Here is an 18,115-nt window from a genome sequence, read left to right on the forward strand (position 1 = left end):
TCGCTAAAATGACATCCCTTGCCGCGCTGCCACATGGCGCGTGCCATTCCTACTGCTCCAGGACGCCTGGCCCAATATGGCCAGGCCCACCCATGCGCCGACCTTCTTCCGCTCCCATCGACCAGGCACGCAGCCGCAGCGCCGACGACTACCAGGACCTGCCGCAGATCGTCACGGCCATGGCCAAGGAGTATGTCTCCAGCGACCAGACCGGCCCGCACACGCACCGCCGCGCGCAACTGATCTATGCCGTGTCGGGCGCCATGCGCGTCACCGCGCCCGGCGGCCTGTGGACCCTGCCGCCGCTGCGCGCGCTGTGGGTGCCCGCTGGCGTGCGCCATGCGGTGGAAATGCTCACCTCGGTGTCGATGCGCACGCTGTACGTGCAGGCCGATGTCTCGCTGTGGGACCGCTGCCAGGTGATCGAGGTGCCGCCCCTGTTGCGCGAACTGATCCTGGCCTTGACGGGCGAACCCATCGCCTACGCCCCCGAAGGCCGCGCCGGCCAGATCGCCACGCTGTTGCTGACCGAATTGCGCAGCGCGCCCGTCGTTCCCATCCAGATCCCCTGGCCGCAGGACCGCCGCCTGCAGGCCATCTGCCGCGCCCTCCTCGACCAGCCCGGCCTGGACCGCCGCCTGGAGGACTGGGGCGGCGAGGTCGGCGCCAGCGGGCGCACGCTGATCCGCCTGTTCCAGGCCGAGCTGGGCCTGAACTACCGCCAGTGGGTGCAACAGGTGCGGCTGTCCGATGCGCTGCACCGGCTGGCCCTGGGGCAGCCGGTGGCCCGGGTGGCGGCCGAGCTGGGCTACAGCAGCCCCAGCGCCTTCAGCGCCATGTTCCGGCGGGCGCTGGGCACGACGCCGCAGCAGGTGCGCTCCGAACACATCCTGTAAGGAGGCCTGGCCGGCCCTGCGGGCCCGCAAAAACGCTTTGATATAGTCCCCTCTGTCGTTGAAGGGAGGCTTCTCCATGACAAGTCCGGCAAGCGAAATCCTGTCGCCGCGAGACGCGATCCTCGTGTCCCGCAACGCGTTCGACAGCGAAGACACCTACGACATCATCGAATCGAACATCGCGTTCCTCAACGCCTTGTTCGAGGCGCACCTGATGACGCATGAAGTCAGCCGCGCGGCGCTGACCAGCTACTACGTCGATTACTACTATGCGCAGCTCGAGAACGGCGGTTTCTCGCAGTTCGTCTTCAACTCGCGCTGGAGCGACGAGGTGGTCGACATGGTGCGCGAGGGCCTGCAGGGCATGGGCGCGGCCGGCCACCTGGCGTTGTTCGACGCGGGCGCGGCGGTTATCGCAGAGCTTGGCGGCGAGGCCTTTGCGGCCTACCTGAGCGGCCAGTATTTCGGCGAGGACGAGGTGCGTGACCGCCTGGACGAAGTGGGTACGCCGTCGTACGAGCTGTCGCAGCAGGAAGACCTGATCGCCCTGAACGCCGTCTGGCTGCGGCAACATCCCGACCTGCGCGCCCTGCCGCTGGACGAATTGCAGCAGGAACTGGACCGCCGCGCCGCCGCGGTGCCGGACCGTCAGGCGCGCGAGCAGGCCGCCAAGGAGAGCGAACCGCTGTACATCAAGCAGATCCGCGCGCTGTGCGAACAGGCCGGGCAGACGCTGGAACGCGTCACGGCGGGCGACATCAACACCGTCTACGACGGCAAGCAGTTGCGCGATCGCGAAGACGACGAGCCCGTCGGCCCGATCGTCTGGTTCTTCATCACCGATGCCGGCCTGCACTGCATGGCGCAGGGCGAGAGCAACGTCGTGATGTTCAACGCTCAGACACGCAAGCAGGTGGCCGAGTTGGACGTTTCTGGCTGAACATGACAGCCCGGACCGCCACCGCGCGGCCCAGGATCTCGGAGAATCAGGCAAATCTGTTTCTTGCACTGCAGCATGACGAATGCATGAATCATCCGCCGGTTTTCTGTCATTTGTAAGCATTTGCTGCCAGATCGCAGCGAAAACCCGCATTTCCGCGAAAATCACAAAGCTTGACTCAGGCACCGTTTTCCCGTGTTGACGCCCCAGGATAGGGGTGTTTTCCTTGATCTGTTCGCAGTTTTACGAACTGCATCAAAGGAGGCGGGAACATGAACGAGACCAACAACAAGGACGCGTCCGAGTACACCGTCACGGACGTCCAGCCGGATAACGAGAACGGCCAGACCTTCCTGTGGCTGCTGGGCATCGCCGCCGCGCTGATCGTCACGGGCACCGGCCTGAACTGGCTCTTCGGCTGACGCGGCCGAACTGCCATCCTGTTGTGCCTTGCCCTGCGGTACGCTTGGATTCTTATCTGAATAAAAGCTGAACACCCTGGAGGCAAGACATGGAAATCAATGAACTGCACCGCGGTCGCCTGATCGATCATCTGCAACTGGTGGTCCGCGACCTGCCCGCCAGCCAACGGTTCTACCAGGCGGTGCTGGATACGCTGCACGTGCCGCTGGGCGGCAGCGGCGAAGGATTCTTCTGGGCCGACGAGCTGGTGGTGTCCAGCGTGGACAGCCCGGCCTCTCAAGGCAAACTTACCGGGCGCTGCCATCTGGCCTTTCAGGCCAAGGATGAAGCGATGGTGCGGGCGGCGTATGACGCGGCGCTGGCCAATGGCGGAACGGATAACGGCACGCCTGGCCTGCGGGAATACCACCCGGCCTACTACGGCGCATTCGTGCTGGATCCGGATGGGAACAACATCGAGATCGTGTTCCACGGGCCGGCGACGCGCAGCGCGGCGTCGGTGAGAGTGACGTTCTGATTGCTTCGCAGATTGTTTCTGCAGGGACACAATACAAAAACGGCCTGAAGGAAAACCTTCAGACCGTTTCTATTACTGCGTACTGCTAATCTGGCGCGCCCGAAGAGATTCGAACTCCTGACCCCTTGGTTCGTAGCCAAGTACTCTATCCAGCTGAGCTACGGGCGCTGAGAGGTGAAACTATAGCACACTTTTAAAAACGTGCGCAAGCCTGGCCCCTCAGGGCAGGGTTGGATAGTCGGTATAACCGTGCTCGCCGCCGCCGTAGTACGTGCTGCGGTCTCCCTCGTTCCAGGGGGCATTCTCTTTCAGGCGACGCACCAGGTCCGGATTCGAGATGAACGGGCGGCCAAAGGCCACCAGGTCGGCTTCGCCGCTTTCGACTTTCTGGTCAGCCAGTTCGCGGTCGTAGCCGTTGTTGGTCATCCACGCGCCCTTGCCGCCGGCGGCGCGGTAGGCCGTCTTCAGCGCGACGTAGTCGAACGGGGCGCTGCCCTGCTGGTGATTTCGCGGACCACCGGTGGCGCCTTCGATCACGTGCACATACGACAGGTCGTACTTGGCCAGCTTCTGCACCACGTAGGTGAACAGCGGTTGCGGCTGGTCGTCGCTGGCATCGTTGGCCGGCGTGACCGGCGAGATGCGGATGCCGACGCGGCGCGCGCCGATCTCGGCGGTGATGGCGTCCATCACTTCGACCATCAGGCGGGCGCGGTTCTCGATCGAGCCGCCGTAGGCATCGGTGCGCGTGTTGCTGCCCGAGCGCAGGAACTGGTCCAGCAGATAGCCGTTGGCCGAGTGCAGCTCGACGCCGTCGAAACCGGCGTCGATGGCGGCGCGGGCGGCACGGCGGTAGTCCTCGACGATGCCGGGCAGTTCATCGATGTCCAGCGCGCGCGGCTCGGACACGTCGACCATGGCGCCGGTGCCATCGGCATTGATGATGTAGGTCTTGGCGTTGGCGCGGATGGCCGACGGGGCCACGGGCGCGCCGCCGTTGGGCTGCAGCGTGGTGTGCGAGATGCGGCCCACGTGCCACATCTGCACGACGATCTTGCCGCCAGCCTTGTGCACGGCGTCGGTCACACGCTTCCAGCCCGCGAGTTGCTCGTCCGAGTACAGGCCGGGCACGTCGGCGTAGCCCTGGCCCTGGTGCGAGATGGCGGTGGCTTCGGTGATCAGCAGGCCGGCGGTGGCGCGCTGCTCGTAGTAGGTGGCGGTGATGGGCTTGGGCACGGCGCGCGGCGAACGGTTGCGCGTCAAGGGAGCCATGACGATGCGGTTGGCCAGTTTCAGGTCGCCAGCGGTCGTCGGTTCGAATAGCGTGGGCATTGCATACCTCTTCGGGAGATGAGGATGACGCGGGCGGGGGTCCGCGTCGGGAGGAGAGAGATCAGATATCCCGGCCCAACTGGGCGAGAAACGCCGCGATGACGTCCTCGTCGCGCCGGAAGAACACCCACTGCCCTACCCGCCGGGTCTTGACCAGGCCGGCGCGTTGGAGGACGGCCAGGTGGGTGGAGACGGTGGATTGGGAAAGACCGCAGCGTTCGAACATGCCGGCGCAGACGCCGAAATCCAGCGGATGCTGTTGATCGGCGAAGTGGTGGGCGGGGTCCTTCAGCCAGTTCAACATCTCCCGGCGCACGGGATGAGCGAGGGCCTTGAGGATGCTGTCGGGGTCGATGGTGGGAGGGGTGGAGGGTGACATATCGGTGTATTGGGATTTTGCGAATCTTATATCGTTAGGATTCGATATGCAAGGGCGAGGGATGTCCCATGTGAGCAGTGACCTGCTCCCCTTGATTAGTACGAAATTGTCGTCGATGACTACACAAGAGAATTCCTTGCCATCGAGGTCGATACATCGCTGCCAGGATTGCAGGGGGCACAGGTTCTGCAACGGCTCTCGGAATTGCGTCGATTAGCTCTGCCGATCACCGTGGACAACGGCCCTGAGTTTGCCGGCAGGCCTTGGACGCTTGGACCTACCAGGTCGGTGTGAAGGTATCATTCATCAGGCCGGGGAACCCCATGGAAAACGCCCACATCGAGAGATTCAATGGGAAATTCCACGATGAATGCTTGAACGAGCATTGGTTCCTGTCGTTGCGCCAAGCAAAATCAGCAGGTCAGAGCATGCCCGGACCCACTTCAGAGATTTGGGAGATGCCAAAAATCCAGCGCGGCATTTGGAATACACACTTTCAAAGGGCAAGAATGGACGAAAACCTACCTGCCAGCGGAAGCATTCCTTTTTCATTGGGCATGCCGAGCGTGCTGCGTATCCCTATCCCTGGTACAAACGGACTCTGCATTGAATTTCAGCCTAGAGGATGGAAACCCAAGAGCGGCTCCACATCCACGCTGTTTTTTCAAGGCATGTCGGGCAAGAAGCATCTTCGACTCGACTACGGCATCAACGAAATAACAAAGACAGTCGATTACCACTGGAACCAGAAAGGCACCTACGAAAAATTCGAAATTTCTGGACATACTCCCGTAGGAACGGTTGGCGCGGTTGCCTACAACACAGCAAAATACTTTGCTTATGCAGGGCGAAAGTTGGCAATTCTCGGGATGTCGATGGATGCGGTATCCATCGTATTGGCCAGCAAGCCGATAAAGCGCACTACTGAGGTTGTAAGCGCATGGAGCCTCGCCTGGGGCTTTTGCAGACTGGCTGGCTCAGGCGGAGCAGCAATTGGAACTCTAGCATCTCCCATCGGAACCGCTGTCGGTGGAGTAAGCGGGTGCATTATTGGTGGCTATGCAGGCTATCGCGTAGGTTCGGCCGCTGGCGGCGCAGTGTACGACTGGGCCGATGCTTACTTCACGCCGTTGCCTGAGGTCTCTGCCGAATGATGCATAGAGCGCTCTTCGCTTGCGCCGAGCCACGCGAGACCAAATGGCAACTCAGTGAGTTGCTCCCCTCCGGCGCGGGAGATATCGTACTTTTCGGCTGGAACATCGGTGCACAGATTGACGACGGCATACCAGCGGAGGTCAGCGCGCTCATAGCTAAGGCGTTGACATCAGTCGCTCGCGTAACTTTTCAGAGGGACGAAGTCGCCCGCCTTAATTCGACAGAATGGTCAACCGAGGATGGCGACTTGGTGCGGACGCTTCCCGACCCAAATCAATCGAAGTTTGCCCAACTGGTCCTCAAGCGCGCGCCGTCTGGCATCAATATGGTGTCGACTCAACGATCTGAAACGGCCGCCGCTCTATTTGACGTTGGTCAGTGGCCATGGTGGCAACAAGGGCAGTTCGTATTACTCTCGGCACCAGACGCTGCACCGCCCAGCATCTCGCGAGACACGTTGATTTCCATTTTTCACGGTGAATGGAACGAGCACCTGACCGAACTGAGAGAGATGGGTGTCGTCGGGGTGCTCCGCCCAGGGGTAGACGGAGATGTGTTCGCCGTGCTGTTCCTGACCCGTCAATTCCGTGATGCCTTGCTGCAATCCCTCGCTCAGTATGCGAAGCAAGCCGGATATGCGTGGTCGCTGCTGTCAGAAGAAGAGTTCACTGAAGCGTCTTCCCGCCCATTAGCTTAGTCGGGGGCCTGACAGTAAATTCGTGCCGCTTTATGCGGTAAGGCGAAGGCTGGATCGGCGGTACCAGACGTACCGGAAGCAAGCATTCGGGGCTCCGCACGTTCCTCCCCGCCGTGGTCAGAGCCGCAAGACCGCAGGTGATTAGGACAGCGGCCTTGCCTATCGGCCGTCATGCATCAACCACCCGCGCCAAACCCGCTACACCGTCAAAACCGCCCACGCACCGACACGATGGCCGCCCTCGGATCCCCATAGAAATTCAGGAACCCGCCGTACCCAACGTTGCGCAGATACGTGCGATCGAACAGATTCGTCACCAACAGCGACGCATCCCAATTGGCATTGATCCGATACCCGACCCTGGCCGAGAAAACCGCATACCCACCACCACGCATCACCCCGCCCTGTCGCGCACTGCTGGTGTAGATATCGCTCTGTGCATTCATCCCGCCCCCCACGCTCCACCCATACAGGGCGCCGCCGAAGTCCTCGGGGCTGAAGCTGTAGTTCGTCCACAGTTTGAACATCTGCCGGGGAATCAGGTCGGCATTGAACCGCTTGCCGACATTGTCGGCATTGGAATCGCTGAGATACTTGGCACGCGTATACGTATAGCCCGCAGAGATGTCCCAGTTCGGCGTGATCTTGCCGACCAGTTCCAGGTCGATGCCGTCGCTCTGCACCTGGCCGGCCGAGCGATAGCACGCGCCCGTGCTGGAGCCTCCGCAACCCACGTGGTCCCCATCTACCATCGAGCGGTTCTTGTCTCGAATGCGATATAAGGCCACGTTGAAGAACAACCGATCCTCAACCAACTGCACCTTCGCTCCCACCTCGGTCTGCCATCCAACGCGAGGATCCAGGACATTGCCCTGGTAATCCTCCTGCGTCTGCGGCACGAAGGTGTCCGCGTAGCTGGCGTACAGCGTGACGCGATCGTTCACGTCCCACAGCAGGCCGCCGTAGGGGGTGAACTCCTTGCTCGCCTTGCCCGCGCTGCGCACCCAGTCGGTGTTGGTGGCCGCCACGGTCCGGCTCTTGCTGCGATAGCTGGTCCAGCGGCCGCCCAGCACGAGCTTCAGCGGATCCGCCAGTGCGATCTGCGCGGAGGTGTACAGGCCTGACTGCTCCGTCACGGTCTGGCGGCGCGAGGTCACGTTGCGATTGATGAGGGCGCTGTAGTCGTGGTCGTTGAAGACGTCCCAGTTCTTCGCGCTAAACGACGTGGAACCCAGCAGATTGTCCGACTTGGACAGGTTGTACCCGACCGTCAGCTTGTGCCGCTGGCCAAAGGCGCTGAATGGACCGGTGACGTTGAAGTCGGCGCTGTCCCACTTCGTCTGCTTCTGGTAGTACCCATACGCGCTGGACGTGTCCGCACGTCCCGTCGTGACATCCACCGGCGCCGTCGTGACGATGCCCAGGTAATCGCCATCCAGCTCACGATGCCCGTAGGCCGCCCGCGCGGTCCAGTCATTGGCGAAGCGGTGGGTCAGATCGGCCGAGGTCTCCTTGATGCGGTAGATCGAATCCTGGTCGGACCCCATGAACGTGCGGCGCGAAGGCAGGCTGCCGTCGCTCATCAGAGGCAGGCCCCAGAAGGTGTTCGTGGTCCACTTGGAATACGTGCCCGACACGCCCAGGGTGGTGTTCGGCGTCAGGTCGTACTCCACGATGCCATAGGCGACTTCGTCGCGGCTCTTGGCATCGTCGTAGAACTTGTCCTCATCGTGCCGGACCAGCACGGTGCGGGCGCGCAGGGAGCCGTCCTGGTTCAACGGCGTGTTGAGGTCGATCTCGCCACGGCGCCGGTTGTTCGAGCCCGTGGACAGCGACCCCGAGCCGCCCAGTTCGGTATACGGCCGCTTGCGCACGAAATTGACGGTGCCGCCCGGCTCGCCGCTGCCCGTCAGCAGGCCCGAGGGACCGCGCAGCACTTCGACGCGGTCGTACAGCGCCATGTCGGTAAAGGGATTGTTGGTCATGCCGACCACGGGCACGCCATCGGTCTGGGCATTGGCGGCGTAGCCGCGCACCATGATGGATTCGGTCCGGTCATAGCCGGTGGTGCTGACGCCCGTCACCTGGTTCAGCGCCGCCGCCGCGGTGGTCAGGTTCTGGTCGTCCATCTGCTGGCGGGTCAGTACCGAGACCGACTGCGGGATGTCACGCAACGAGGTGGCGCCCTTGAACATGGAGACCGCCGGGGAGGCATAAGAGGGAACGCCGTCCGTCGTGACGAGATTTCCGCTGCCGACCACACTGACCGGCGCCAGCTCCACCGCCGCCCCGGAATTGCCGGGCAGAGGCACCACGGAATAGCCGCCATTGGACTGCGCGATCGCCCCGAGGCCGGTACCGGCCAGCACGGCGGCCAGCGCATCCTTGGCGGCATATCGGCCATTGACGCCCGCGCTGTGTTTGCCGGCGATGTCCTGGGCCGAATACGAGATCATCAGTCCGCTGGCCTGGCCAAACGCGCTCAGCACGGCTTGCAGGTTACCCGCCGCGACGGCGTAGACCCGCGTCTGCGGCACCGGCACGTCCTGGGCCTGCGCGCCACGCGGGGCCAGGGACAGCAGCGTGACCGGCAGGATTGAAAAAGCCGCCACGGAGATGGCGGCGGTGCGCGCTCGCGCGCGATGCATGAATTGACCCATCAGGCTTGTCTTCCAACGAAACAGAGTGATTTCTGCCTGGTATGTCACCCAGCTCGTGAAAAACCCCTCAATTTCCGGGGCGGCAAAGCCAAGAAATTTGTAACGAAGCAATCGGCCTAGGTCGCAGCCTGTACGGTCACCCAGTAACGGGTCCGGGTTCTGACCGTGACCGGCAGCGTCCTGCGCAGCATGTCCAGCACGCGCTCCGTGTCGTCCACGGGGAAGATGCCGGAGACGGCAAGCGCGGCAACCGAGGCGTCGCAATCAAGGTGCCCGCTGCGATACCGCGCCAGTTCGGCGACGAACTCGCCCAGCGGCATCTGATGGACGACGAGCATGCCGTTGGACCAGGCGCCCGCCGCAGGATCGGCCTGCGCGCTGTCCAGCAGTTGCCATCGGTCGAAGCGCACCTGCCTGCCCGCCTCGACCACGAAGGACTGGGCGGGCGCATCGGCGGGCTTGACCTCGACCGCGCCGTCCAGGACGCTGAGCAGGCACTCGTCCTCGAGCTGGCGAACGGTGAAGCGCGTACCCAGGGCACGCAGCCGGCCTTGGGCCGTCTCGACCAGGAAGGGCCGCATGGCCGGGGAGGCTTGCCGGTCCTGGCCGGTGGTCACCAGCATCTCGCCGCGCAGCATATGCAGCAGGCGGCGTTGCTCGTCGAAGCGGATATCGATGGCGCTGTCGGTATTGAGCACGACCTCGCCGCCATCGGCCAGGACGATGCGGCGGCGCTCTCCGACGGCGGTGCGATAGTCGGCCCGCCATGCCCGCCAGCCAGGGCTGCCCTGCAGCGCCCACACGCCTGCCACGGATACGGCGCCGCCCGCCAGCATGCGCAGCGCCCGACGGCGGCCGGGGCTCATCGAGGTATCGGGCGGCAAGAGCGTCGAGTGGGCGATGGCCGGGTCGACCTGCCGCAGGCACAAGCCCATCTCCTGCAAGTGCGCCCAGGCGCGGGCGTGCGCACTGTCGGCCTGCAGCCAGGCGCGCCATTGCTCGCGGGTCTGCTGCGTCGCCTGCGGCGCATCCAATGCGACAAGCCAGCGCACGGCGGCCTTGCTGACCGCAACCGGAATGGGGGCCCCCTGCAGGCGGGGCATCGTCGGAAGGTTGGCGGGTGTCTCCATCGCGATCAGCCGAAGCAGACTTGATGCACCGCGCGTTCGAGGTAGCGCTGCACGGTGGCCACCGACACGCTCAGCGCCTGAGCGATCTCCACCTGGGTCATGCCTTCGACCTGATGCATCAGGAACGCCTTGCGCGCCGACACCTTCAGCTGCGACAGGCGCCTGTCGATCTCGAGCAGGGTTTCGAGCAGCAATGCGCGCGTCTCGGGACTCGGCACCTCGGGTTCGGGCAACAGGGCCAGCGCGGCGAGATAGGCTTCCTCGACCTTGCGCCGCCGGTAGAAGTTGGCGACCACGCGCTTGGCGATGGTGGCGAGCAGCGCCCGAGGCTCTCGAATGCTCAGCGGCTCTTCGTGGGCCAGCAGTTTCACGAAGGTGTCCTGGGCCAGATCCGCGGCATCGAAACTGTTGCCCATGCGGCCGCGCAGCCAGCCATGCAACCAGCCATGATGCGCGTGGTAGAGCGCCTCGATTTCAAGCGAAGAACGATGATCGCGCACAGCCGACAGCCTTGCCCAGGCACCAAACGGTAATGAGAAACAGTGCTAATTATGCCTTAAGGCGCTGATTCGTGTCCGAGGCGTGCGGGATCCTCGCTGCCCTGCGCCGGGCATCGGCCTTGATGGCTGCATCGCCAGCAACGGCACGGAGACGTCGGCCTGCCGGAATCGGCGGTGTGTACCGGGGATCTAGCCCTTCATATCGCCGCGCGGTCTTCCTTTACCGCGCAGAGGATCCAGCAGCGGCTTCAAGCCGTTGTGATCCAGCTCATGCATCAACGCCAGCAACTGACCCAGCTTCCCTTCCGGGAAGCCATTACGGGCAAACCAGGTCAAATAATGCCCAGGCAGATCCGCCAGCAAGCGATCCTTGTATTTGCCATAGGGCATAGCCCAGGTGACCAGCAGTTCGAGATCTTCGGCGTTCACGGCGGTGTACTGTTGCCAGGAGGCGTAACCTTCAGGCTATCGATCATACAAGGCCAAGGGGAAGCCGCCGTGCTCTCCCCCGGTACATCGACCATCAACGCGACCAGACAACCCCGATGACCACCGACTCCAACCCCTACCCCCTCGAAGTCCTGCCCCGCGACCTCTCCGCCTACCGCGAGGGCAACACCGGCATCCCCTACGTCTACCGCTTCGAATCAGGCCTCCCCGGCCCGCACGTCCTGATCAACGCCATCACGCACGGCAACGAGATCTGCGGCATGGTGGCAGCCACCCACCTGCTGGACACGGGCATACGCCCCAGGATCGGCACCCTGACCATCAGCTTTGCCCACGTCGAAGCCTACGAGGCCTTCGACATCGAGCAGCCCTACGAAAACCGCCAACTGGTGCACAACCTGAACCGCATCTGGTCGGCGGACATGCTGGACGGCGCGGAGCAGAGCCCCGAACTGCGCCGCGCCCGCGAGTTGCGGCATGTCGTGGACGCGGCGGACATCGTGCTGGACATCCACTCCACGCGCACCCCGGTGCAGCCCTTCTGGGTCTACAACGAAATGGACCGCAACGCCGCATTGGCCACCGCCGTCGGCGCGCCGGTGGTGCACATGGTCATGCCGCAGGATCGGTTTCCAGGCACGGCGGTCATCGGATACGGCCGCCACGGCGATCCCGAATCCAACAGCGGCGGCTCGCTGGTGGTGGAATGCGGGCATCATTTCGCCCATTCCGCTTCCGAGCTGGCCACCGACGTCTGTCTCCGGTTGCTGGCGCACACGGGTCTCATCGACAAGCCTGCCGACGCCCCTGCCCCACCCGCACCCCGGCGCTATCGCCTGCTGGAAGTGCACATGGTCAAGAGCGAGGCATTCCGTTTCACGCGCCCCGTGATCGGCTTCGAAACGTTCGACAAGGACGAGCTGATCGCGATGAACGGCACCGAGGAAATCCGGTCGCCCTGCGACGACTGCACCATTTTCATGCCCACGCAGGCGCCGGTGATCGGCCGCGAAGCCGTCTACCTGACGCTGGCGATCTGAAGCCAGGGGCCGCGCGCGCGGCCCCTCGCCCTACGCCGGCAACTGCCGCAACGCATCCAGGGCGCCAGTCACCATGGCCTGCACCGTCGGCGCCACCTTGGCCGCCAGGTCTTCGCGATAGCCGAACGGCGCGGACTCATCCATGTAAAGACACTGCGCCATCTCCAGCTGGATGGCGTGCACGCCGGATTCCGGCTTGCCGTAGTGCCGCGTGATGTGCCCGCCCTTGAAGCGGTCGTCGACCACCCAACTGAACGGCCCTGCGCCAGCGGCCCCGATGACCGCCTCGCGCAGCGACGGCGCGCAGGCCGCGCCGCTGAAGGTGCCGATGTTCAGGTCGGGCAATCGTCCTTCGAACAGATAGGGCAACACGCTGGCGATGGAATGCGCCTCCCACAACAGCACCCGGCCATGCAACGCTCGCACACGCGCCAACTCCGCTTGCAGCGCGTCGTGATAGGGCTGCCAGTACAGGCGCACCCGCCGCGCGACCTCTGCGTCGTCGGGCTGGTCGCCGGCATCCGCGTACACCGCCTCGCCGTGAAAGGTGGCGACCGGACAGAGTGTGGTGGTGGTCTGTCCCGGGTACAGCGCCGCGCCATCGCTAGGGCGGTTCACGTCGATGACGTAGCGCGAGTAGTTGGCGCGCACGAACGATGCGCCCATCTGGGCGGCGAAGGCGTACAGGCGCGCCAGGTGCCAGTCCGTGTCGGCGAGGGTGCGCGCGGCGGGCGTCATCAGCCGGGAGAACTCCTCCGGCAGGAACTCTCCGCCATGAGGAATCGAGATGACCAGGGGAATGTCGCCCTTTTCTACGGCGACGACAGGAGGTGTCATGAGGCTAGACCTGCAATAGAGGACTGGCGGGCAGGCGGCGGCCTGCCCACACGGAAGGGTCGGCGAGATGCGCGGGACGCTGTCCCGACAGGACCTCGATGATCTGGGCCACGCAGCCGCTGGCCGTGGCCATCAGCGCCTCCTGCGTCGAGCCCGCGACATGGGGCGTCAACACGGTGTTGGCAAGGCCGGCCAGAACGGACTGGGCAGGCAGCGGTTCATCGGCGAAAACGTCGAGGCCCGCGCCGAACAGGCGGCCATCGCGCAGCGCATCGGCCAGTGCGGGTTCGTCGATCAGGCCGCCGCGCGACGTGTTGACCACGATGGCGCCGGGTTTCATCAGCGCGATCGCATCGGCGTTCAAGGTATGCCGCGTGTCGGCGCGCAGCGGCCGGTGCAGGGACACGACGTCGGCCTGCCGCAGCAGGTCGGCCAGGGTGTCGGCGCGTTCGATGCCCGGCGGCAGCGGCGCGTCGGCCGGCAGGCTGGGCGACCACGCCAGCGTACGCATCCGCAGGCCCTGGCCGGCCATCTCGCACAACAGGCGGCCGGTCTTGCCCAGGCCGATGATGCCCAGCGTCTTGCCATGCAAGGACTGCATGGGTTGCTCGTACTTGAATCGCCAGTTGCCCGCCCGGCTGGCGGCATCGGCCTGGGCGGCCTGCCGCGCCGTCGCCAGCATCAGCATCAGGGCGTGCTCGGCCACCGATCGCACATTCGCGTCGGGCGTGAAGACGACGGGGATGCCCTGTGCGGTGGCATGGCGCACGTCGATCTTGTCCGTGCCGGTGCCGTGATTGGCGATGACGCAGAGCCGCGGCGCCAGGTCCATCACGGGCGCGGGCAAGGCATCGCGCACGATCACGGCATCGGCGCACACAATGGCCTGACGCAACGCCGCCAGGTCCGTGCCGGCCGCCTGCACCGGCTCGATGCCGGCCTCGCTCAGCAGGCGTGCGGCGATGGCATGAATGGGCTGGGCGATGACGCAGGTCGGCAAGGCGGGCTTCCTGAAACACGGCGAACGAAGGCCGCCAAGGACGAAACAGGCCAGGACACGGCGGCCCGCTGGAAACGGGCCCCCATGATCGCCGGCGATTACTGGAACTTGATGCCGCTTGCGGCGGCGCGCAGCTTGGCGTCTTCTTCGGCCAGGAAGGCAGGCAGCGACGTCTGCTCCGCTGGCGTGGCGACGGCCAGGCCGGCGGCCTGCAACTGCTTGCGCACCGTGGGATCGTCCAGCACGTCGGTCACCGCGGCCTGCAGGCGCGCGCGGCGGTCCTCGTCCAGGCCCTTGGGCGCGAAGACGCCGAACCAGAACACGAAGTCCACGCCCTTGATGTCGCGGCTTTCGTTGACGGACGGCAGTTCGGGCGCGGCGGGATCGCGCTTCTGGCCCGTCACGCCAATGGCCTTGACCGTCTGCCGGTTGATCTGCGGCAGCATCGTGGTGGGCAGGCTGACGGCCAGGTCGATCTGGCCGCCCAGCAGGTCCGTCAGCATCGGGCCGCCCCCGCGATAGGGAACGTGCACCATGGAAACCCCGGCGATCCGCTGGATGCTTTCCATGACCACCTGCTGATACGACCCCACGCCCGTGCTGCCGAAGGTCAGCGAATCGGGCTTCTTGCGCGCCAGTGCGAGCACCTCGTCGATGTTGCCCGCGGGCAGGTCCTTGCGGCCGACGATCACGAAGGCCGTGCTGCCCACCTTGGCGATGGGCGTGAAATCCTTGTAGCTGTAGCGCACGGCCGGGTTCGTGATGGGCGCCAGCACCGTCTCGTTGACCGAGCCCAGCAGCAGGGTGTAGCCATCGGCCGCGGCGCGCGTGACCTGCGCCGCGCCGATCGCGCCGGCAGCGCCCCCCACGTTTTCCACGACCACGGGCTGGCCCAGCTTCTTGGCCAGCGGCTCGGCCAGATAGCGGGCCACCGCATCATTGGTGCCGCCCGCCGGAAACGCCACCGTCAAGGTGACGCGCGAGGACGGAAATGACTCGGCTTGCGCCGGTGCGGCCATGCCCATGGCCCATGCCGCCGCGCTGGCGGTGGCACAGAGCAGCAGGCGGCGCTGGCGAGTTTTCACTGAAATAGGCATCGAAGACTTCCTTATCGTTTTGAATCAACCCCTTGGGCACGCTCCTGCCAGGAACGCGCCGCCAGCATTGTTCCCCTGCCTTATTCAAAGAGCAAAACCAAATCGCGGTCAGTGATGCCAAAATGGCATCGCTCGCCCCTTGGAGGACGAACATCGATTCCTGGAGAAATACGCGATGGCAAGGGATGCACGCACCCTGCTCAACCGGCTGATCGGCAAGGTCCGGCTTCGGCACGTCCAACTGGTGGTGCTGATCGCCGACCTGGGCAGCACGCACAAGGTGGCCGAGGAGGCGGGCATCAGCCAGCCCACGGTCGTGAAGATGCTGCTCGACATGGAACAACTGGCGCAGACCCGGCTTTTCGAGCGGCATGCGCGGGGCATGCGCCCCACGCCGGCCTGCCGCGCGCTGCTGCCGTTTCTGCGCAGCATGTTGCGCGTGGCCCAGGCGGCCTCGCAAACGCTTTCCGACCTTCAATCCGGCGCGGCCGGCGTCGTGCATGTCGGCGCCATGCCCGCGGCGTGCCATGGCCCCATCATGTCCGCGTTGTCGCATTTCGCGCAGACGCACCGGGAGATCCACTTTCACCTGCATGAAAACAAGAGCGCCGTGCTGCTCGAGGAACTGGCGTTGGGCACGCTGGACGTATTGCTCATCCGCCAACCCTCGCAGATACCGCAGGGTTACCGCTTCGCGCCGATCCTGGACGACAGGCCCGTGGTGCTGGCACGGGCGGGCCACCGCCTGGCGGGCCGTCCCGTCACCCTGCCGATACTGGCCAGGGAGCAATGGCTGACCTTCCCGCAAAGCATGACCAGCCGCATCGTGTTCGACAGTTGGTTCGAAGACAGTCCGGTACGTCCGGGGGTGGTCAACATCACGACCAGTTCGCTGTCCGCCATCACGACGATGGTCGCGGAAAGCGATGCGCTGGTGCTGCTGCCCCTGAGCCTGGCGGGACCGGCGCTGGCGGCGGGCCGGGTGTGCATTCTCGATGTGCCGACCCGGGACACCATCCGGTCGATGGGGTTGCTGTGGCGCGACGAGCCGGAATCGCTGGCCGTCGCCGTGTTCTGCGACTGGATGCTGGCGCACCTGGAGGACGCCGCGCTCTGAGACGCGAATCCTCTGCGGTCGCTGGCCAGAATGACCCGCGGTCGATCCCGGCGGGCATCGCAAGGATGGCCCACGCGCTTGCGAGTAAGCTAAGAGCGTCCAGACGAGGCCGCCAGGCGCTTCCCGTGCGGCAATGAAGAGCAGACATCATGAAGACACTTCGATCAGCCCTGTTGCGGCCCGTTCTGGCCGCGGTCGCTTTCGCGTCGATCACGGCCTGCACGAACACGTCCCCCCGGCAACCCACCGGCATCGACTACCGGAGTCGTTCGTCTTCCACGACGCAAGATACGGACAACGCGCCAGGGGCATCGGGCCCGCGCCTGACCATACAGTCGGGTGAAGGGGAAAGACTGAACCTTCCCTGGTTCGTGCGAGAAGCACAGGATCAGGTCAATCGCAACTGATACCGGCCCGCGTCCGCCCTGACCTCCACTGCGGCAAGGAGACCCTTGGGCTGCCCCCGGTGATCCGGCCCCGGCGGCCTGCGATCCCGAAAAGTGGGAAGGCGCTTGACAGCCAATCAACCAACTAGTAGATTGACTTCACATTTCCATCGCCCGGACTCGCTTCCCGTGACCATCCGGCCGCTGGACAAGCCCCGGCACGCCAACAGAAACAGACCATGGAAGCCCCCGAACTCTCCCCCCGCGCAGCAGAAATCGCCGAGCACGCCAAGGCATTGCTGGCCGCCGGCGGCTACAACGGCTTCAGCTACGCGGACATTTCCGATCGCGTGCGCATCGGCAAGGCCAGCATCCACCATCACTTTCCCAGCAAGGCCGAGTTGGTGCTGACCGTGGTCAGGATGCACCGCGCCCAGGCCAGGGCCGGCCTTGCCGCGCTGAATCAGCAGGTGAACGACCCGCAGGCCCGGCTGAACGCCTATACGGGGTACTGGGCCCAGTGCATCCGCGACAATTCGATGCCCATCTGCATCTGCGCCATGCTGGCCGCCGAGCTGCCCGCCATTCCCAGCGAGATCGCGCACGAGGTCCGCACGTATTTCGAGGAACTGTCCGGCTGGCTGACCGCCGTGATGGCATTGGGCGCGGAACGAGGCACGTTCCGCCTGAAGGATGCGCCGGCCGTCGAAGCCCACGCCTTCATGGCCACGGTGCATGGCGCGATGCTGTCGGCGCGGGCATTCGGCCATCCCGAGACCTTTGAAACGATCACGCAGGCGGCCATCGGGCGGCTTGCCGCGCCCGCCTGAAAACACTGCTTTATCCGTGCCGGGACATTGCCCGGTTTTTTTGAATCACACAATCAACCAACTAGTTGATTGCCAAAGGAGCCACCGTCATGCCCAATCCCATCTCTGCCCTAGGCCTGGGCCATACCCTGGTCAGCCTGATTCCCATGGCCGCCGGCCTCTACAGCTTCGTCCGCTATCGCAGGATCGAAAGCGCCACGACGGCCGGGCGAATCTATCTCGCAGGGTTGGCGCTATCGGTCTTGACCGCATTCGGCCTGTCCAGCACCGGCGGTTTCAATGCGGGCCATGCGCTGGGCATCCTGGCGCTATTGGTCGTCTGTGGCGGCCTGCTGGTGTCGCGCATCCCGTTCCTGCGCCGCTTCCAGGCCTATCTGTCGGCGTTCGCGCTGTCGTTCAGTTTCTTCCTGCTGCTGGTGCCGGGCATCAGCGAAACGCTGAGACGGCTGCCGGCCGCGCATCCGTTCGCGGACAGTCCGGAATCGCCAGTCGTGAAAGGCGCGCTGCTGGCATGGCTGGCCATTTTCGTGCTGGGCGCGGCGGTGCAGGCGTGGTGGATCCGGTCGCAACGCAAGGCGCGTTCCTTTGGCTGAAGCCGCCAGGCAGACGATGCCGCCCGCCTGGCCAGTTGTGCGCCGGAGCGGACATGACACGCCAACGAGACGCGCCGTATTCCGCGCTTCCAAAATGAAACGTTTTCCCCGCGCCATTTCAGGTTTACTGTCCATG

The 18,115-nt window shown here is 64.6% G+C and carries 18 protein-coding genes, 1 tRNA gene and 1 pseudogene; 10 read left to right on the top strand and 10 right to left on the bottom strand.

All coding sequences use genetic code 11. The annotated features are described in order from the left end of the window. Nucleotides 1-92 precede the first annotated feature (92 nt). The 4 genes from A7W11_RS25975 (at nucleotide 93) to A7W11_RS25985 (ending at nucleotide 2,776) form a co-directional block, all read left to right on the top strand. Complete coding sequence (locus tag A7W11_RS25975; protein WP_066421003.1) at nucleotides 93-896, top strand: AraC family transcriptional regulator; 804 nt, start codon at nucleotides 93-95, stop codon at nucleotides 894-896. A 76-nt stretch (nucleotides 897-972) separates the two neighbouring features. After that, nucleotides 973-1,836 carry a DMP19 family protein gene (locus A7W11_RS25980; protein ID WP_066421005.1) on the top strand — a complete coding sequence of 288 codons (864 nt, stop codon included), beginning with the start codon at nucleotides 973-975 and terminating at the stop codon, nucleotides 1,834-1,836. Between the two features lie 272 nt (nucleotides 1,837-2,108). After that, nucleotides 2,109-2,258 carry a hypothetical protein gene (locus tag A7W11_RS28210; protein ID WP_156523236.1) on the top strand — a complete coding sequence of 50 codons (150 nt, stop codon included), beginning with the start codon at nucleotides 2,109-2,111 and terminating at the stop codon, nucleotides 2,256-2,258. 89 nt (nucleotides 2,259-2,347) lie between these two features. Beyond that, nucleotides 2,348-2,776: a VOC family protein gene (locus A7W11_RS25985; RefSeq protein WP_066421007.1), complete on the top strand. Its 429-nt coding sequence runs from the start codon at nucleotides 2,348-2,350 to the stop codon at nucleotides 2,774-2,776. Between the two features lie 91 nt (nucleotides 2,777-2,867). Here A7W11_RS25985 and A7W11_RS25990 read toward each other — a convergent pair. The 3 genes from A7W11_RS25990 to A7W11_RS26000 form a co-directional block, all read right to left on the bottom strand. Beyond that, a tRNA-Arg gene (locus A7W11_RS25990) sits at nucleotides 2,868-2,944 on the bottom strand. Nucleotides 2,945-2,995: 51 nt separating this feature from the next. Next, nucleotides 2,996-4,108, bottom strand: coding sequence for an alkene reductase (locus A7W11_RS25995; protein WP_066421009.1), 1,113 nt, complete (start codon nucleotides 4,106-4,108; stop codon nucleotides 2,996-2,998). Between the two features lie 61 nt (nucleotides 4,109-4,169). After that, the gene (locus tag A7W11_RS26000) at nucleotides 4,170-4,487 is read right to left on the bottom strand and encodes an ArsR/SmtB family transcription factor (RefSeq protein WP_218188633.1); all 318 of its coding nucleotides are present in this window, start codon (nucleotides 4,485-4,487) and stop codon (nucleotides 4,170-4,172) included. Nucleotides 4,488-4,718: 231 nt separating this feature from the next. On the opposite strand from A7W11_RS26000, the pseudogene A7W11_RS29185 reads away from it, so the two are divergent. Both A7W11_RS29185 and A7W11_RS26005 read left to right on the top strand, forming a co-directional pair. Next, nucleotides 4,719-4,900, top strand: a pseudogene (locus A7W11_RS29185) (integrase core domain-containing protein); the annotation flags it as partial. Between the two features lie 737 nt (nucleotides 4,901-5,637). Beyond that, nucleotides 5,638-6,339, top strand: a complete 702-nt coding sequence (locus tag A7W11_RS26005) for a hypothetical protein (protein WP_066421010.1) — start codon at nucleotides 5,638-5,640, stop codon at nucleotides 6,337-6,339. 206 nt (nucleotides 6,340-6,545) lie between these two features. Here the strand turns inward: A7W11_RS26005 and A7W11_RS26010 are convergent, their stop codons facing one another. The 4 genes from A7W11_RS26010 to A7W11_RS26025 form a co-directional block, all read right to left on the bottom strand. Next, the gene (locus A7W11_RS26010) at nucleotides 6,546-8,999 is read right to left on the bottom strand and encodes a TonB-dependent siderophore receptor (protein ID WP_082887487.1); all 2,454 of its coding nucleotides are present in this window, start codon (nucleotides 8,997-8,999) and stop codon (nucleotides 6,546-6,548) included. Nucleotides 9,000-9,115: 116 nt separating this feature from the next. Beyond that, nucleotides 9,116-10,051 carry a FecR domain-containing protein gene (locus tag A7W11_RS26015; RefSeq protein ID WP_235816972.1) on the bottom strand — a complete coding sequence of 312 codons (936 nt, stop codon included), beginning with the start codon at nucleotides 10,049-10,051 and terminating at the stop codon, nucleotides 9,116-9,118. Nucleotides 10,052-10,134: 83 nt separating this feature from the next. Further along, on the bottom strand, nucleotides 10,135-10,629 hold the full coding sequence (locus tag A7W11_RS26020) for a sigma-70 family RNA polymerase sigma factor (protein ID WP_066421014.1): 495 nt from the start codon (nucleotides 10,627-10,629) through the stop codon (nucleotides 10,135-10,137). Between the two features lie 189 nt (nucleotides 10,630-10,818). Beyond that, on the bottom strand, nucleotides 10,819-11,058 hold the full coding sequence (locus tag A7W11_RS26025; RefSeq protein ID WP_066421015.1) for a DUF3820 family protein: 240 nt from the start codon (nucleotides 11,056-11,058) through the stop codon (nucleotides 10,819-10,821). A gap of 116 nt (nucleotides 11,059-11,174) precedes the next feature. Here A7W11_RS26025 and A7W11_RS26030 point away from each other — a divergent pair, with 116 nt between their 5' ends. Continuing rightward, on the top strand, nucleotides 11,175-12,119 hold the full coding sequence (locus tag A7W11_RS26030; protein WP_066421016.1) for a M14 family metallopeptidase: 945 nt from the start codon (nucleotides 11,175-11,177) through the stop codon (nucleotides 12,117-12,119). Between the two features lie 30 nt (nucleotides 12,120-12,149). On the opposite strand, the gene hutG is transcribed toward A7W11_RS26030, so the two are convergent. The 3 genes from hutG to A7W11_RS26045 all read right to left on the bottom strand — a co-directional run bounded on the left by hutG (nucleotide 12,150) and on the right by A7W11_RS26045 (nucleotide 15,053). Then, nucleotides 12,150-12,956 (bottom strand): N-formylglutamate deformylase, encoded by an 807-nt coding sequence (gene hutG, locus A7W11_RS26035; protein ID WP_066421017.1) that lies wholly within the window; start codon nucleotides 12,954-12,956, stop codon nucleotides 12,150-12,152. A gap of 4 nt (nucleotides 12,957-12,960) precedes the next feature. Beyond that, on the bottom strand, nucleotides 12,961-13,956 hold the full coding sequence (locus A7W11_RS26040; RefSeq protein WP_066421020.1) for a hydroxyacid dehydrogenase: 996 nt from the start codon (nucleotides 13,954-13,956) through the stop codon (nucleotides 12,961-12,963). Nucleotides 13,957-14,054: 98 nt separating this feature from the next. After that, nucleotides 14,055-15,053, bottom strand: coding sequence for a Bug family tripartite tricarboxylate transporter substrate binding protein (locus tag A7W11_RS26045; RefSeq protein ID WP_066421022.1), 999 nt, complete (start codon nucleotides 15,051-15,053; stop codon nucleotides 14,055-14,057). Between the two features lie 175 nt (nucleotides 15,054-15,228). On the opposite strand from A7W11_RS26045, the gene A7W11_RS26050 reads away from it, so the two are divergent. The 3 genes from A7W11_RS26050 (at nucleotide 15,229) to A7W11_RS26060 (ending at nucleotide 17,979) form a co-directional block, all read left to right on the top strand. Continuing rightward, a complete protein-coding gene (locus tag A7W11_RS26050; RefSeq protein WP_066421024.1) occupies nucleotides 15,229-16,170 on the top strand; it encodes a LysR family transcriptional regulator in 942 nt (313 codons plus the stop codon). Nucleotides 16,171-16,795: 625 nt separating this feature from the next. Beyond that, nucleotides 16,796-17,386, top strand: a complete 591-nt coding sequence (locus tag A7W11_RS26055; RefSeq protein ID WP_066421026.1) for a TetR/AcrR family transcriptional regulator — start codon at nucleotides 16,796-16,798, stop codon at nucleotides 17,384-17,386. Nucleotides 17,387-17,475: 89 nt separating this feature from the next. Beyond that, a complete protein-coding gene (locus tag A7W11_RS26060; RefSeq protein ID WP_066421029.1) occupies nucleotides 17,476-17,979 on the top strand; it encodes a hypothetical protein in 504 nt (167 codons plus the stop codon). Nucleotides 17,980-18,115 lie beyond the last annotated feature (136 nt).

The sequence above is a fragment of the Bordetella ansorpii genome (assembly GCF_900078315.1).
In the GTDB taxonomy this organism is placed as follows: Bacteria; Pseudomonadota; Gammaproteobacteria; order Burkholderiales; family Burkholderiaceae_B; genus Bordetella; species Bordetella ansorpii.

Coding starts and splice junctions, on each gene's coding strand:
- A7W11_RS25975 (WP_066421003.1), top strand. CDS start 93: ATGCGCCGACCTTCTTCCGCTCCCATCGACCAGGCACGCAGCCGCAGC.
- A7W11_RS25980 (WP_066421005.1), top strand. CDS start 973: ATGACAAGTCCGGCAAGCGAAATCCTGTCGCCGCGAGACGCGATCCTC.
- A7W11_RS28210 (WP_156523236.1), top strand. CDS start 2,109: ATGAACGAGACCAACAACAAGGACGCGTCCGAGTACACCGTCACGGAC.
- A7W11_RS25985 (WP_066421007.1), top strand. CDS start 2,348: ATGGAAATCAATGAACTGCACCGCGGTCGCCTGATCGATCATCTGCAA.
- A7W11_RS25995 (WP_066421009.1), bottom strand. CDS start 4,108: ATGCCCACGCTATTCGAACCGACGACCGCTGGCGACCTGAAACTGGCC.
- A7W11_RS26000 (WP_218188633.1), bottom strand. CDS start 4,487: ATGTCACCCTCCACCCCTCCCACCATCGACCCCGACAGCATCCTCAAG.
- A7W11_RS26005 (WP_066421010.1), top strand. CDS start 5,638: ATGATGCATAGAGCGCTCTTCGCTTGCGCCGAGCCACGCGAGACCAAA.
- A7W11_RS26010 (WP_082887487.1), bottom strand. CDS start 8,999: ATGGGTCAATTCATGCATCGCGCGCGAGCGCGCACCGCCGCCATCTCC.
- A7W11_RS26030 (WP_066421016.1), top strand. CDS start 11,175: ATGACCACCGACTCCAACCCCTACCCCCTCGAAGTCCTGCCCCGCGAC.
- hutG (WP_066421017.1), bottom strand. CDS start 12,956: ATGACACCTCCTGTCGTCGCCGTAGAAAAGGGCGACATTCCCCTGGTC.
- A7W11_RS26045 (WP_066421022.1), bottom strand. CDS start 15,053: ATGCCTATTTCAGTGAAAACTCGCCAGCGCCGCCTGCTGCTCTGTGCC.
- A7W11_RS26050 (WP_066421024.1), top strand. CDS start 15,229: ATGGCAAGGGATGCACGCACCCTGCTCAACCGGCTGATCGGCAAGGTC.
- A7W11_RS26055 (WP_066421026.1), top strand. CDS start 16,796: ATGGAAGCCCCCGAACTCTCCCCCCGCGCAGCAGAAATCGCCGAGCAC.
- A7W11_RS26060 (WP_066421029.1), top strand. CDS start 17,476: ATGCCCAATCCCATCTCTGCCCTAGGCCTGGGCCATACCCTGGTCAGC.